Genomic DNA, 15,350 nt, shown 5'->3' with positions numbered 1-15,350 from the left:
TACCTTGAATTTTTGGCGGCTTTGCAGCACAATCAGGGCCTCAGTTCATCGCATCGACCTTGCCGCAAGCGCCACACCGAGCGACGAAATAGCGTAGCGATTGAGTTGAGAAGGGCGCACTTACGAGTTGCTATGCAACTCAGCGCGCCGCCAGCTTGGAGGCTGGCGGGAAAGGCGGAAACTAGATCGAGGCAACGGGTTGGCGATCTACCATTTGAGCATGAAGCCAGTTTCGCGGGCGGGCGGCCGTAGCGCCGTCGCCTCAATGGCTTATCGTGCCGGGGAGAAGCTGACCAACGAACGCGACGGGATCACGCATGATTTCAGCCGCAAGCAGGGCGTTGAACATGCCGAGATCGTCTTGCCCGAAGGCGTTTCAGCCGATTGGGCGCGGGATCGGTCGGACTTGTGGAACGCCGCCGAGTTTGCCGAGAAGCGCAAGGATGCCCGCGTTGCGCGGGAGTTCGAGATTGCCTTGCCGCATGAGCTATCGGCCGAGCAGCGGCTAGAGGCGGCGCGGGAGATGGCGCAGGAGCTGGCCGACCGCTACGGCGCGGCCGTGGACTTCGCCATTCATGCGCCGCACGAGGCGAGCGACGTTCGCAATCACCATGCCCACATTCTTATGACCACGCGGCAGGTGACGGAGGACGGGCTAGGCGACAAGACCTATCTTGAGCGCGAAAACAAATGGCTGTTGGCGCACGACCTGCCGACGACAGATATGCAGCTCCGCGACCTTCGCCAGCGATGGGAGGGGATCGCCAACGAGCGGCTTGCGATGGCCGGGCTAGATATTCGCATCGACCATCGTTCGCATATGGAGCGCGGGCTAGAGATCGCGCCAACCGAACATATGGGCGTCCATGCCACGCAGATGGAGCGGCGCGGCCTCGACGTATCGCGGGCGCGGCTGGACGAGGAAGCGGCCCGGCGCAATGCCGAGTTGATCCGGGAGAAGCCCGAGCAGGTTCTAACCCTCATCACCGGGGAAAAGAGCGTGTTCGACCGGCACGACGTTGCGCGGGCGCTGCATCGCTACATCAACGACGATCCGCAGGAGTTTCAGAGCGCGTTCGCCAAGGTGATGGCCTCGCCGGCGCTGGTCGAGCTTCAGCCCGAGCGGGCCGACCCGGCAACGGGCGAGATCGAGCTTGCCCGCTATTCGACCCGCGAAATGGTCGAGATCGAATCCGGCATGATCGAGAGCGCGCAGCGGATGCACGGCGCGCATGGTCATGGCGTCGATCGCCGGCATGTCGAGCGCGCCATAGAGCGGCAGGACGCCGCCATTCAGCGCAGCGCCGGCGATGCTTCCGCCCGGTTGTCCGACGAGCAGCGCCGGGCGATCGAGCATATCACCGGGCCGGAGCGGATCGCGGCCGTTGTCGGCTATGCCGGCGCTGGCAAGTCCACCATGCTCGCGGCGGCGCGCGAGGCATGGGAGGCCGAGGGCTATCAGGTCCACGGTGCGGCCTTGTCGGGGAAGGCGGCCGAGGGCTTGGAGGAAAGTTCCGGCATCCAGAGCCGCACCCTCGCGTCATGGTCCCGCGGTTGGGAGAACGACCGCGGCACGATCGGCCGCGGCGACGTGTTCGTGATCGACGAGGCCGGCATGGTCGGGAGCCGCCAGCTCGCCCGCTTCGTTGGCGAGGCCGAGGCGCGCGGGGCGAAGATCGTCCTTGTAGGCGACCATGAGCAGCTACAGGCGATCGGGGCCGGCGCACCGTTCCGGGCGATCACGGAGGAAATCGGCCATGCCGAGCTGTCCGAGATACGCCGGCAGCGCGTGGACTGGCAGCGGGAGGCGTCGGTTGACTTCGCCACGCACCGGACGGCCGAGGGGCTGGCAGCCTATCGGGATCATGGCAATATCAGCTTTGCCGAGACGGGCGAGGACGCGCGCGGCCAGATCGTGCGGGATTATCTTGCCGACCGCGACGAGCGCCCGGACGGCACCCGCGTAGCGATGGCGCATCGCCGGGCCGATGTTCGGGCGATCAATGACGCGATCAGGACCGAGCTACAGGACCGGGGCGAGCTGGCGCAGGGCGAGGACGCCGGCGCGCTGACCTTCCAGACCAATGACGGAAAGCGGGAGTTCGCGCCCGGCGACCGCATCGTGTTCTTGGAGAACAACCGCGACCTTGGCGTGAAAAACGGGATGCTTGGCACGGTCGAGCATGTCGAGGAAGGCCGGATCATCGCCACGCTGGACGGCGGCCGGGAGCGTAGCGTTTCCGTGCCGATGGGCGACTATCAGGCGATCGACCACGGCTATGCGACGACGATTCACAAAAATCAGGGTGCGACGGTCGATCGGTCCTATGTGATGGCGTCGGGGACGATGGACCGGCACCTAACCTATGTCGCCATGACCCGGCATCGTGATGGTATGCAGCTCTACGCCGCACAGGACGAGTTCACCAATGCCGGCCGGCTGGTCGAGCATGGGGCCGCCCCGTTCGAGCATGACCCGCAGAAATCCGGCAGCTATTTCGTGACGCTGGAAAACGACAAGGGCGAGCAGCGCACCCTATGGGGCGTCGATCTTGAGCGCGCCATGAAGGAGGCCGCGCCGGAGATCGGGGAGAAGATCGGCCTACAGCATGAGGGTTCCACCCCCGTCACCTTGCCGGATGGGACGCAGACGCACCGGAACGCATGGAAGGTTCAGGACGCCGGCGAGCTGGCCTATAGCCAGCTAGAGCGCCGCCTTTCCCGGTCGGGCGTCAAGGAAACGACGCTCGATTATACCCGCGACTTTGCCGAGCGGCGCGGGATCGCGGAGCAAATGGGCATCCGCAGCGAGATCGAGATTCCGGCCGAGCGCGCGGCCGGGCTACGTGCGGAGCGGGAGTCGACGGCCGGGGATCATGCGCTTGATCGCAGATCCTCGCAAAAAGTTGGCGCGGATCTCGCGCAGGATCTCCGTGCAGATCCGCGCGAGGATCTCGCCGGCGATCGACAGCAGCGCCGCAATCCGTTCGAGGGCCTGAAACTCGGGCGCGGCGCGGCGGCCGAGAGCCGCGAGCCAGACCGCGCCGGCGAGGACGGCCCACAGATCGACCAGAACAGGCCGCAGCAGGCCGAGAAGCAGCGGCGCGGTATGTTCGCCGGCCTCAAGCTCAATGCGCGTCCTGCCGCCTCTCAGGAGCGCAGCGAGCGGCCGGAAAGGGAAGGGAGCTTGCGGCCGGCGCCGGCGCCCGACCGGCTGGCCGAGCGGGCGCGGGGGCCGTCGCCGCTTGAGACGGCCGTTGACCGATATTCGCGGGCCTATCAGTCGATCGACCAGCACCGGCGCGAGGGCCTGCCCGTTCTCGACATGCAGCGGCAGGAAATGCGCGATGCCGGCCAGCAGCTCGACCAGGTGCGCGGCGGCATGAAAGATTTGATGCGCTCGACGCTGGAAAACGACCCGGCGACGGCGCGCGCCATGACCGAGCTTTCCGGCCGGGAGCGTGTCGCCCATGTTATCGACGGGATGAAGCGCGAAAACGCCGCGCTGCAAGACCCGAATATCAGGGCCGAGCGGTTCGTTGAACGCTGGCAGGAGCTACAGGGGCAGCGCCGGGAGCTTCGCGGCTGGCAGCACGACGACGCCCGCGCCAAGGTCGAAAGCCACATGAACGGCATGACCAAGAGCCTTGAGCGTGACCCGCAGGTAGATTCCATCCTGCGCAATCGCCGGCAGGAACTTGGAATCGGTCAGGAGCTTCGCCGCGAGCAGACCATTGCCCGCGCGCTGCAAGACGAAATGACACGCGGCCACCGGCTTAGCCGGGGCATCGGCATGGAAAGGTAGGCACGGAGAACATGGCGGAGCTGGACGACGACAGGGAAGGAATCGAGCCGGAAGCACTGGACGAGGACGCCGGCGACCCGGCCGCCGCGTTCGACGCGCTACGGCGCACGATCGAGACGCAGGGCGCGCAGATCGGCGCGGAAATGACCGTGATGCGGCGCGGGCTGGAAGCGGCTTTCGACCAGCTCGAAAAGATCGAGCCGGCGCAGGACTACAAGCCCCAGCTCGCCCAGCTCGTGCAGGCGCTCGACAATGTTGCGGAGCGGATGCACGGCGTAGAGCAGTCACCCATTCTCCGGCAGGGCGCGCAGCACTATGCGGCGGTCCTCGAGCGCAGCGGCGAGGCCCTTATACGCACCGCCGCGCAGCAGCTCGAGCGGCAGGCGTCCGACCTCGAGCGCGCCGGCCGCAATCTTTCGGCGCACGTCGCCAGCGCGCGGGAGCGCGATCGGCAAAATTGGTGGCTTGTCGTCGCCTTCGCTGTCGGCCTGCTCGCCGGCGCGCTGGTGATGCTGTTCCTTCCGCGCCTGTTGCCGTTCTCGGCCGCGCCGCGTGTCGCCAGCGTCGTCATGGGCGAAAGGCCGTGGCAGGCCGGCATGAGCCTCATGGCGTTCGGCAGCCCGGAAGCATGGCAGCGGGTGGCGTCGGCCGATCAGCTTGTTGAGGCGAACAGGGAGGCGGTAGCGGCTTGTTGGGAGGCCGCGCGCACGGCCGGCGAGGATCAGCGTTGCACCATCACCGTGAAAGCGCCGGGGCAATAGATTGCTGCCCCGGCGTGAAGTTCAGAAGGCGAACTTGGCCTGGCCTTTGTCTTCGACAGGGCGCAGCCGGGCATAGGCAAGAAGATCAGCGATCGAGCCGCCCTTGTCCCGCCAGCCATAGAAGGTGTCTTCCCCGAGAAGGACATAGTGCCATTCGGAATCGCTACGCTGTTCCGGAGGAAGGGCGTTGATCCGGTCGCACCATGAAACGGCGGCCTTGCGCTTGCGCAGCACGTTCGGGCTGGTGAGCTGGCCTTGTGCCTTTGTTTCCACCAGATAAATCGCTCCGCCTGCTCTCACGAAGAAATCCGGCGAATAGAACGCCGGAAGCCCATCTTCCTTGATGTATCGCAGGCGCGCGAAGGTGTGTTTCTGCTCGTTGATCTTGCAGAAGGCTTCAACGCTGGCGTCACGCTCGCAGGTTTCCATAAATGCCAGTTCAAGGCCGCCGTTCCGCGAGGGATAGGGAAGGCGCAGATAGATAGCTTTCTCGACGGCCAGCGATGATCCTTCCCGCATGGCGAGCTTGGGCACTTCCGAAAGACGCCGATGCGCGACCTCGGCATTGGCGACAATCACGCTGTCTTCCGCTTCGAGAATGGCGCGCGCCCACACCTTGATAATGTGCTCCGTCACCGGGTCGATCAGCAGGACGCGCCAGTTCTCATCCGTGAGAGGGTCCAGCTCCTGGCCGAACAGGTGCCGACGAATGAAGGTGTCGATGCCCTCGGCCATCTCGGCCCGGTTTATCTGGATGTAGGGGAACTTGCTGGCGTTGGCGAAAGCCTTCGAGCTGTTTGTGGTATCCGTCAGGGTGACGGCTTCCGTGATCCGGCGCGTGATCCGGGCCAGGTAGTCATTATATCCCGTCGCGGTCATCACGCCGCCATGCACGCGATAGTCGCCAAAGCGCGTTTTCGCCTGCACGTCTTCGGAATGGAACTTCTCGCCCTGGCCGATCTGCCCCTTGAGTTGTTGGAGCGAAAACGATCCGAACGGCGCGAGGCTCGAAGGGTCGATATGGGTATCTTCCAGCGCCTCGACCTGTTCCCGCAGGATGAAGGGTATGGCGAAATCGTATTCCTCGAAGCCCGGCCGGAGGCCAACCGAGATCAGGTCGCCGGTCGAGCTGCCATTCGCCTCGTCGTCGTTGTCATCTGCTTCAGCCGCCAAGCCTTCCTGAATCAGCTCGTCATAGAAGCCCTGGAACGCCGGATGCTCCACGATCGAAAGAATGTCGATCATGTTGGAGGGTGTCTTTCCGCCGCGAATGAGCTGGCGGTTCTCCCGCTTTATGTCGTCGTATTCATTGCCGCGCCACATCAGACGCAAGCCGCGCCCGATCGTCTGTTCCAGCAAGATGCCGGCGCTCGATGCGCGCAGCGGGACAATGACGCAGATGTTATTCACGTCGAAGCCTTCGCGCAGCATGAGCACGCTCACTATGACGCGCGGGGATTTGTGACGGTCCACGTCGAACAGGCGTTCGCGCAGCACCTTCCATTCGTCGGGCTTCAGCTCGCCCTTGCGGTTGGAATCGACGCGCAAAACCTCGTCATCGGCCAGCCCTTCGAGCTGCATGAAATCAGCGACGAGCGGCGTAACCGTGGTGTCTTCGCAGACCACCAGCATTTTCGGATGCTTGTCCGGATCGAGGGCGGCAAAATCGGCTTCCAGCTTCCGGAGCTTGGTCAGGCCGGCGCGCAACATAATGCGCTGCCCCTCTGACAGCATCGGGTTGCCGTTCTCATCCCGATCGGCCTTGAAATCCAATTCCTCATGGCTCAGCGCCCCGATTTCGGAGCGTTTGTCGAGAACAAGGGATTTGACCAGGCCGGTGCGCATGGCCGTCTTCAGGTCGAAATCAACGGCGATGTGCGGGAAGTAGGATTTCCGGCTGTTCCGGCCAGTCCCGACCTCGTTATAGGGCGTGGCCGAAAAGTCCACTTGGACGAAGCGGCGGCCCTTGGGTTCTGCGATCAGGTTGAGGCTCTTTTGCCATTCAACTTCCGTCACCTCGCCTTCCCGCTTGAACTCGTGAATATGGTGGGCTTCGTCATTGAAGACCATGAGCGCGGGCAGGTCTTTCAGGTAGGAGAGGATGCCGCCGCGCTCATAGCGACGGTTCAGCACGTTCAAATCGTTGCCTTGGCTGGTGCCGGGCGTCAGGGGAAGGACGCTCTGCACAACGATTTTCGGATCGGCGGATTCCCCCGGCGCGGTGATTTCCTCATCCTCAAGCGGCTCGCCTTCTTCCGACAGCACATGCCAGTTGGAAATGGCGATGATGCCGCCGGCCGTGACCTTGCGGCCAATGTCTTCTTTCGGGCAGACCGCCCCTTGCACGAACCGGAAAACCTCGTCCCGGTAGGAATCGGGAATGAACTTGGATTCGGAGCTGAAACGCTTTGCCCCAAGGCGGTAATGATTTTCTGTCATACTCATAAGCGTTCCTCCAAGGAGGCGGATTATTTACGAGTTGGAAACAATAGAAGGGTTATCAGATGAAACACGAGCAGGGCGATACCAATGCCACCGAAGATAAAAGTCATTCTACCGAGAAATATACTTAGTTGGGTTTCTTTTTCAGTATCGATAAAATGCCATACAACAGAACCTCCGCATAATGCGATCAAGATGAACCAGGTCAGTATATCGAGAAACTTCTTCATTTTCAGCAGCGCCACGTTAAATGGGATGCAGCAGAAAGCGAGTTCAATATTCTTACGGCGAACATAGAGGCCGAGAAGTTCATTGCTATACTGGACGCCAAGTCCTCAGAAGCGGCAAAGCTGAACAAACCTGCTCTGGATATTTGTGAAGAATATTGGGGGCGGAAATAATGCGTATCGTTGACTATATAACGGGGATTTCATCGCAGCCTACAACTTTGCGCGCAGGCTGAAGACCCTAGGCGGCCTCACACCCTACGAATACATCTGCAAGATCTGGACAGCAGAGCCCAACAGATTCATCCTGAACCCGATCCAACAGATGCCGGGACTGAACAACTAAGCATTTCCGGCGCTGACTTGCGCTTGGTCGTTCACCGTTTGACGACGTCTTCCAATGGTCTACTCATCGCTACGTTTTACTTCTTGTAGCATGAGCAGATTTCCACTGGGTCTATACGGTGGACTTGCCCCACGTAGCAAGGGGCAAGTCCAAGGATATATTATCGCGCAGCTGCAAAATAGAATGGCACGCATTCCTTCACGCAACAAACCGTTACGTGGCAGCGGGCACGTCCACTTTCGTGGCCATCAAAACGGCTTCGCGGGCCGCAGAACGCTTGTCCTCGAAGAAATCCGGTGCTGTGCAGAGGTAAAGCGTCTTGCCGTCGGCGCCGCCGAGACCGCAGGCAAAGACGCCTGTTCCCGGGTCGATTTCTTCGGTGACCTCACCGCCCTCCAACACGCGCAAGACGCGACCGTTCATCGCATCCGCGATCCACAAGCCGCCTTCTGCGTCCAAACAACTGCCATCCGGGCCACAAGGGTATTGCCCGGCGTCGATACCATCCGCGACGTACGTCTCGGTCGGAAGTTCGGCGAATTTGAACCATTCCCTCCGGTTGGTCAGGCTACCATCCTCGGCAATGTCAAAAGCGGTGGCGCGGTTGCCCATCGTTTCGTTCACGATCAGCACACCCTCAGGCGTGATGACCGAGCCGTTCGGGAACCACAGGTCATCGGCCACTTCATGCACCGAACCATCCAGATCGACACGCAACAGCACGGTCGGCGATACCGGGGCACCACCCATAAGATCGAAGCCGAAATTGCCGACATAGATGCGGCCCTTGTTGTCCACGACCATATCATTCGGATGCCCCGTGACATGATCCGACAAGTCGGCATGGACGACGACTTCGCCATTAGGTGTGCGGCGCAGAATCTTTCGGTCGCGCATCGAGACGGCCACCAGACTGCCATCAGGCAGCCAGCCGATACCTGATGGCTGATTTGGCACCTCCAGTTCAACGCGCTGGTCGCTGCCATCCTCATTCACCGAATAGACGCGGTGGGTGTAGAAGTCCGAAAACCACATACGCCCGTCGTGCCAGCGCGGACCTTCCATATACGACATGCCGGTAACGACCGGCTTCAACTCTCTCGGCATTAGGCTCCTCCCTCAGAACCAACCAACTGTTCCCGCATCCCAAAAGGCAACGCGATCTATGCGCCCACAGTCCAGCTAACGTGGTTTTGCCCGCCCAAGACCAGAGCGAAGGGCGGGCATCCGGCTCAGGCCGACAGGATCAGCTTTAGCGCCTTGTTCTTGGCGGCTGCGCCAAAGACGCGGTAGGCCTCCTCAATATCGTCCAGAGCAAAATGATGGGTCACGAACTCCTCGGGACGGATCTTGCCCGAGGCGACGGTCTTCATCAGCATCTGCGTCGAATTGGTGGTGACATAGCCCGTGGAGATCACGATGTTCGCGTTCCACAGGTCCTGCAGATGTAGATCGACCGCTGTGCCATGCACGCCGATATTGGCGATGTTGCCGCCCTTCGCGACCAGTTTCTGGCACATGTCAAAGGTTTCAGGGATACCGACGCATTCAATCACCGTATCGGCGCCATATCCGTCCGTCAGTTCTTTGACCACGGCGGCATAGTCTTCTTTCGAGGGGTTGATCGTGCGGGTCGCCCCAAGGCGTTCGGCCGCCTCAAGTCGTGGATCGTCCGTGTCGATCACGATGATCGAAGCGGGCGAATAGAACTGCGCCGTGACCAGCGCCGCCAGACCCACAGGTCCGGCACCGACAATCACCACATTGCTGCCTGGCTGCACATTTCCAGCCAATACGCCGACCTCGAAGCCTGTGGGCAGAATGTCGGACAGCATTACCGCGGCCTCTTCATCGACACCGTCGGGAATGACGTGCAAGCCGTTATCGGCATGTGGGACGCGGGTATAGTGCGCCTGCGTGCCGTTCAACAGATTGCCCAGCACCCAACCGCCATCCTTCGCCTCGCAATGGCACCCCAGGCCCTTCTTGCATTGATAGCAACTGCCGCAGGACGAGATGGCCGAGATCACAACCCGGTCACCCGGCTTTATGCGGGTGACCGAACTGCCGACTTCTTCGACGACGCCGACGCCTTCATGGCCCAGCACCCGGCCTTCGGTTACGCTGGGCACGTCTCCCCTGAGGATATGCAGGTCGGTTCCGCACACTGTCGTCTTGGTGATGCGCACTATGGCATCTGTGGGATCTTCAATCTTGGGTTTTGGCACTTCTTTCCATTCAATGCCTCCCTTGGCATCATAGACGGCACCTTTCATAGCGGGCTCCTCTCCCTTAACCGACATTCCCCAAGTGGCCTGCCGCTTGACTTCAAGATCGCCTGATTTTGCTCGCTGGGCAAGCGTTTTTCGCCCCGAGCGGTGTCTGTCGTCGCGCAAACGGCCGAAGTCGGGTGGATCAAGCCTCGAACCCGCAGCATTCTGGCCCGGCAGAGCCGCTTTTCCGCGCGGCAGACGGACCTGTCCTGCCGCTTTCGTTCAGCTTGGGCATGGATCGTGGTCATGCGCATGACGGAGGCGTTCGAAGACGGCGGATGGCGGCAAGGACGGCCCGCACCATCGGGCCGGTGACGGCGACCTCGGCCAACTGGAAGGTAATGGCGCGGGCGTGGCGGACGACGCGGGCGCCGATCTTGATCAGCTTGAGTTGCAGGCTGGTCAACGACCAGTCCGCCATGGCCTCGGGCAGTTCGATGCAGCGCAGGAAGGTTGCCAGGTTGTAGGCCAGCGCGTGCAGTTGCAGCCGCACCTCGTTGTGCCGGAACTTCCGGCATGACAGCCGCGTCCAGCGAAAGGCATATTTGCCTTCCTTGATGTGCTGCTCTGCGGTGCCGCGCTGGTTGTAGAACCTCACCACCCAGTCTGGCTCCATCGGCAGGTTGGTGACGATGAAGCCGACTTTGGGGAACAGCTCGCCCGGATGCCATTCGATCTTGGCGATGACGCGGCGCGGCTTGTCCCAGGACGCCGCCTGATACTCGAAGTCCTCGAAGAACCGTTTGACCTTGGTCAGCGAAGGCCGTCCCACGGGCCGTGTCAGCCGATGCGCGATCTTCTCGCGCAAGACGGCGTTGGCGGGCAGACGGATGGCGTAGAAGAACCTGGCTTCTTCCAGCCGCATATAGATCGCGGGGATCGCGTAGGCAGCGTCGGCCCGGAAGAAGCGTCCACCAAGGTCGCGGCCAGCATATCGGGCAATGACGGGATCAAGGACATCCCGCCAGCCATCGGCGCTGTGGGCATTGCCGTTACGCAGGGCGCAGCGCTCCAGCATGCCAAACTGGTTGAACAAGAAGATGGGGTGATAGCAGGTGCAGTCGAAATGCCCGTTCCAGGCAGCACCTTCCTGATCGCCGTGGGTGGGGCTGACCGAGCTGTCCATGTCCAGCACGATGTATTTCAACCCGTTGCGGTCATGAAACCGGTCGATCCATTGGCCGTTCAGATCGGCCAGCGCCGCCCGGTTCGCGGCCAGAGCCAGCGTCTCGGTCTCGAACCGTCCCATCTGCGATGCCGAAGCAGCTTGCGCCTCGACGGCCCTGCCGCCAACGACCTGACGCATCACGGGATCGAGGGCCAAGCGGTCGGCATCGTTCACATCCTCGTATCCGGCCAGTCGTCCGAACACCGATTGCCGGAACAATCCGTCAAGCCGATGGAGCGTGTTCTTCCCGGTGCGGCTGTCTCGCAGCGCCTCCGACGCCAGATTGGACAGGCCGAGCACGTCATCAAGCTCGCGCATCACCAGCAGGCCACCGTCTGAACTGATCTGCGCACCACGGAACTCCAGACGCACACGGCGGTCGAAATCAACCCGATCTCCCCGCGCCAAGCCCGCACCCTCCAGGTGATCCATGAAACGCGCCCCTCGCAGCCGTCAACGCCATGATTTATATGCGAAATATCACGATTACGACAGCGAAATCAGCGACTTACTTGGAGAATGTGGGATGAACAGTTCCTGGAATATCGACAGGTCAGAAATCGTGAAATCGCGCTTGCCGTCTCGTTCCTTCCCCATGAAGGCGTCAAGCAGCCGATCGTAAACGATGAGGCCGGGGGCAACGACGAGGAAGTTTTTGGTGTAGCGGTCGCTATCCGGCGCGCGGTTCGCGTTGAGAATCTGCCAGACCATGAGGGCTTGCAGAACCCAGGTCTTTCCCGTTCCGGTCGCCATTTTCAGGCAGTATTTCGGATAGGCATTTTTCGGCGCGCGGATGATCTCGGAATCCCGCGTGCTTGTCAGCATCACGTCAGGGGCGGCGATTTGGTAGAGGTCTTGCAGGGACGCAATGCCCAAAACCTCATGGGCATAGATCACGTTCAGCAGGGCTTGCCGCTGGCCGGGATGGAAATTGAAGGTGCGGGCGTCCTGAAATTCAGTCTGGAACCACCATTTCAACAGTTCGGCCGTGATCTCCGAGACATGATCTAGGATCGGTGCTTCGCCGCTTTCCAAGCCGGCGCAGGCGTCTTCGACCTGGGTCGTCAAACCCTTGGCAAGCGAAAGATCGTTGATGCTCGCCATCATACCACCTCGACAGTTGCTTCGGCCTCGAAGCCGAACACATCAACCACGCGCACGCAGACGCGGCGGGGGCCATCTTTCTTAGAAAGGCCGGTGAGCCGTGCCGTAGTGATGACACGATAAGCGTCGGCATCGTTCTCGGTGTTTCCGCGATAGTCCTGCCAGACGGAGCGGAACACCTCGCCGTCATAGTCAGGATCGACGCTCCAATATTCGATCAGCGCCAAAGGATCGGAATTGATGACCTTTTGCAGTTTTTCGCGGTTAGCTTCGTCGAGATTCAACGCCTCCGGAGACAGCAACACATAATTGGCGATCTCTACGGACAAGGCTTCCCCCTCCCCGTCCTGTTTGCGGGAAACCGCGCCCAGCTTGAGATATTGCAGCGACGAAAAGCGCACCTCGTCGGCCTTGAGCTTGTGGCCTTTCTTCTTCAGCCGGTCGAGCAGATCGGGCGGGATCACGAGCACTTCCAGCCGGTCCCCCTGCCCCAGTGCCTCAATGTCATGGCCGATCGTAGGTGAGAAATTCCATCCCAGGATAACGACCTTATCCCACCCGCCCATGAGGTTGTCGCGGATTTCGATTGCACGGCGCAGCGTGGCGAGGCCGGTCATCTTGTTGGGGCTGTCCGCGAGGACGAGCGTTTTGCTCCCCTGAAGCCTGCCCATGTTCTTGTTCGGGTTTTCCTCTACGGGCAGCGGCAGCGCGCCATAGAGGCCGAGCACGATTTCGGCCAGATCGCCGATGCGGAACCGACTTCCCATCGTGGAGCGCATTTGTTCAACCTGGTAGTCGCCAATGTGCTGGTAGAGGAACGGCTTGGCGTCCTGGTCGATCAGACGCTTGCGTGTAATCATGCACGCGGGCTTCCCGAGATCGGACACGATCCAGCGACGGCCGAGCCGTTCGGCCACAGCAGCCGTTGTGCCAGAACCTGCAAAAAAGTCAGCAATCGAACCGCCAGGAGGACATGACGATTCAATGATCCGCTCTACCAATTTCTCCGGTTTCTGCGTGGCATAATCCACCCGCTCTTTCGCAACCGGATTAACTGGCGGAATGTCATCCCAAACCGAGTCAATAATATCGCCCTCAACTTCATCGAGGTATATTCTTCTGGTGCCGCCGCCCGTCGGGTTAACGTCAGATCGGCAGAGCCGTCCCGTTTCGTCCGGTTTGAATCTTTTCAAAGCGCATTTGCCAAGCGAAAGTCGCCGACGAAGCGAACGCGGTGCGCGACACCTTAAAATCCTTCGCCGAAATCGGCGGCGCTCTGGTCGACGCACAGGATGATGGCCAGCCGCTGGGCGACGTCATCGCGAGCGGATCAGGGTGGGACGGCTTCAAGACCCTTGTTGCAATGGCAACCCGGCTGACCGCCACCATGGCGGACGATCCTCTCAATCATGTACTCGACGGTTATCATCGGTTCCGGCGGTACGCTCCGCGCATGTTGCGCCTGCTCGATCTGCGGGCTGCGCCGATCGCGCTCCCGCTTCTCGAAGCGGTGATGGCTTTGCGTACTGGCTTGAACGATGCCGCACATACCGGCTTCCTTCGGCCCAGCTCGAAATGGCATCGCCATCTTCGTGCCCAGGCGGTCGGCGACACTCGCCTCTGGGAGATAGCGGTGCTGTTCCATCTGCGCGATGCCTTCCGATCCGGAGATATTTGGTTGGCCCGATCCCGGCGCTATGGCGACCTGAAGCATGCGCTCGTTCCGGCGCAGGCTGTCGCGGAAGGCGGTCGTCTCGCCGTGCCATTGCGGCCGCAAGAATGGCTGGCGGATCGGCAAGCTCGCCTCGATATCCGGTTACGCGAACTGGGCCGCGCCGCGCGCACCGGCACGATTCCCGGCGGGTCGATCGAAAACGGCGTTCTGCATATCGAGAAGCTCGAAGCTGCCGTACCGACCGGCGCCGAAGATCTGGTGCTCGATCTCTACAAGCAGATCCCGCCCACGCGGATCACCGATCTCCTGCTGGAGGTGGATGCAGCGACCGGCTTCACCGAAGCGTTCACGCATCTGCGCACCGGAGCGCCCTGCGCCGACCGGATCGGGCTGATGAACGTCATCCTTGCGGAAGGGATCAACCTCGGCCTGCGCAAGATGGCCGACGCGACGAACACGCACACCTTCTGGGAGTTGATCCGCATTGGACGGTGGCATGTCGAGGGCGAAGCTTACGACCGGGCGCTGGCCATGGTGGTCGAGGCGCAAGCGGCGCTACCAATGGCCCGGTTCTGGGGCATGGGCGCCTCCGCTTCGAGCGATGGGCAATTCTTCGCCGCTACGGAACAAGGCGAGGCCATGAACCTGGTCAACGCGAAATACGGCAATACCCCGGGTCTGAAAGCCTATAGCCACGTCTCGGACCAATATGCGCCGTTCGCGACCCCGGTGATTCCTGCGACGGCGAGCGAAGCTCCCTACATCCTCGACGGCCTGCTCATGAACGATGCCGGCCGCCATATTCGCGAGCAGTTCGCCGATACAGGCGGCTTCACCGATCACGTCTTTGCCGCATGCGCCATTCTCGGCTACCGGTTTGCCCCTCGCATCCGGGATCTGCCGTCCAAGCGACTCTATGCGTTCAATCCATCGGCCGCGCCGGCCCACTTGCGGGCCATGATCGGCGGCAAAATCAATCAGGCCATGATCGAGCGCAACTGGCCCGATATCCTGCGCATCGCCGCCACCATTGCAGCCGGAGGCATCGCGCCTAGCCAGATTTTGCGCAAGCTCGCCTCCTATCCGCGGCAGAATGAACTGGCCACAGCTCTGCGGGAAGTAGGCCGCGTCGAGCGGACGCTGTTCATGATCGACTGGATTCTGGACGCCGATCTCCAACGCCGCGCCCAGATCGGGCTCAACAAGGGCGAGGCCCATCACGCGCTGAAACGAGCCATCAGCTTCCATCGCCGGGGTGAAATCCGCGACCGTTCCGCCGAAGGCCAGCATTACCGGATCGCCGGCATGAACCTGCTCGCCGCCATCATCATCTTCTGGAACACCATGAAGCTCGGCGAAGTCGTCGCCAACCAGAAACGCGATGGAAAGCCGCTGTCGCCCGATCTCTTGGCCCATGTCTCGCCGCTGGGATGGGAGCATATCAACCTCACCGGCGAATATCGGTGGCCAAAGCCTTAGCGTAGGATTCCGCCCCCTCCCGCAAACGACCCCATGTTGGCCTGTTCCAGCGTCATCGCCATTTTTCATT

General features: G+C 61.5%; 8 protein-coding genes and 2 pseudogenes. 4 read left to right on the top strand and 6 right to left on the bottom strand.

The window, feature by feature from the left end:
• Positions 1-199 precede the first annotated feature (199 nt).
• Together traA and K9D25_RS21540 are read left to right on the top strand one after the other, a co-directional pair.
• The gene (gene traA / locus K9D25_RS21545) at positions 200-3,805 is read left to right on the top strand and encodes a Ti-type conjugative transfer relaxase TraA (RefSeq protein WP_061979513.1); all 3,606 of its coding nucleotides are present in this window, start codon (positions 200-202) and stop codon (positions 3,803-3,805) included.
• 11 nt (positions 3,806-3,816) lie between these two features.
• Positions 3,817-4,566 (top strand): DUF6118 family protein, encoded by a 750-nt coding sequence (locus K9D25_RS21540; RefSeq protein ID WP_030093147.1) that lies wholly within the window; start codon positions 3,817-3,819, stop codon positions 4,564-4,566.
• A gap of 21 nt (positions 4,567-4,587) precedes the next feature.
• On the opposite strand, the gene K9D25_RS21535 is transcribed toward K9D25_RS21540, so the two are convergent.
• Positions 4,588-7,011, bottom strand: a complete 2,424-nt coding sequence (locus tag K9D25_RS21535) for a DEAD/DEAH box helicase (protein ID WP_244451101.1) — start codon at positions 7,009-7,011, stop codon at positions 4,588-4,590.
• A gap of 423 nt (positions 7,012-7,434) precedes the next feature.
• On the opposite strand from K9D25_RS21535, the pseudogene K9D25_RS21530 reads away from it, so the two are divergent.
• Positions 7,435-7,581: pseudogene (locus K9D25_RS21530) on the top strand (IS481 family transposase); the annotation flags it as partial.
• Between the two features lie 213 nt (positions 7,582-7,794).
• Here the strand turns inward: K9D25_RS21530 and K9D25_RS21525 are convergent.
• The 5 genes from K9D25_RS21525 to K9D25_RS21505 form a co-directional block, all read right to left on the bottom strand.
• The gene (locus K9D25_RS21525; RefSeq protein WP_203196852.1) at positions 7,795-8,688 is read right to left on the bottom strand and encodes an SMP-30/gluconolactonase/LRE family protein; all 894 of its coding nucleotides are present in this window, start codon (positions 8,686-8,688) and stop codon (positions 7,795-7,797) included.
• Between the two features lie 125 nt (positions 8,689-8,813).
• Entirely contained in the window at positions 8,814-9,857 is a 1,044-nt protein-coding gene (locus K9D25_RS21520; RefSeq protein ID WP_203196851.1) for a zinc-dependent alcohol dehydrogenase family protein, read from the bottom strand.
• 241 nt (positions 9,858-10,098) lie between these two features.
• A complete protein-coding gene (locus K9D25_RS21515) occupies positions 10,099-11,454 on the bottom strand; it encodes an IS1380-like element ISPme1 family transposase (RefSeq protein WP_244375073.1) in 1,356 nt (451 codons plus the stop codon).
• Between the two features lie 54 nt (positions 11,455-11,508).
• The gene (locus K9D25_RS21510; protein WP_244451100.1) at positions 11,509-12,126 is read right to left on the bottom strand and encodes a DEAD/DEAH box helicase family protein; all 618 of its coding nucleotides are present in this window, start codon (positions 12,124-12,126) and stop codon (positions 11,509-11,511) included.
• On the bottom strand, positions 12,126-13,319 hold the full coding sequence (locus K9D25_RS21505) for a site-specific DNA-methyltransferase (RefSeq protein ID WP_244451099.1): 1,194 nt from the start codon (positions 13,317-13,319) through the stop codon (positions 12,126-12,128). Before K9D25_RS21505 ends, K9D25_RS21510 begins: the two co-directional genes overlap by 1 nt.
• On the opposite strand from K9D25_RS21505, the pseudogene K9D25_RS21500 reads away from it, so the two are divergent.
• A pseudogene (locus K9D25_RS21500) lies at positions 13,316-15,280 on the top strand (Tn3 family transposase); the annotation flags it as partial. The gene K9D25_RS21505 and the pseudogene K9D25_RS21500 sit on opposite strands and share 4 nt — an antisense overlap.
• Between the last annotated feature and the right edge of the window lie 70 nt (positions 15,281-15,350).

It is taken from the genome of Ancylobacter polymorphus (genome assembly GCF_022836935.1).
GTDB lineage: Bacteria > Pseudomonadota > Alphaproteobacteria > Rhizobiales > Xanthobacteraceae > Ancylobacter > Ancylobacter polymorphus_A.
Note: the sequence above shows the minus strand (reverse complement) of the source record. Positions and strands in the feature narration are given on the sequence as shown.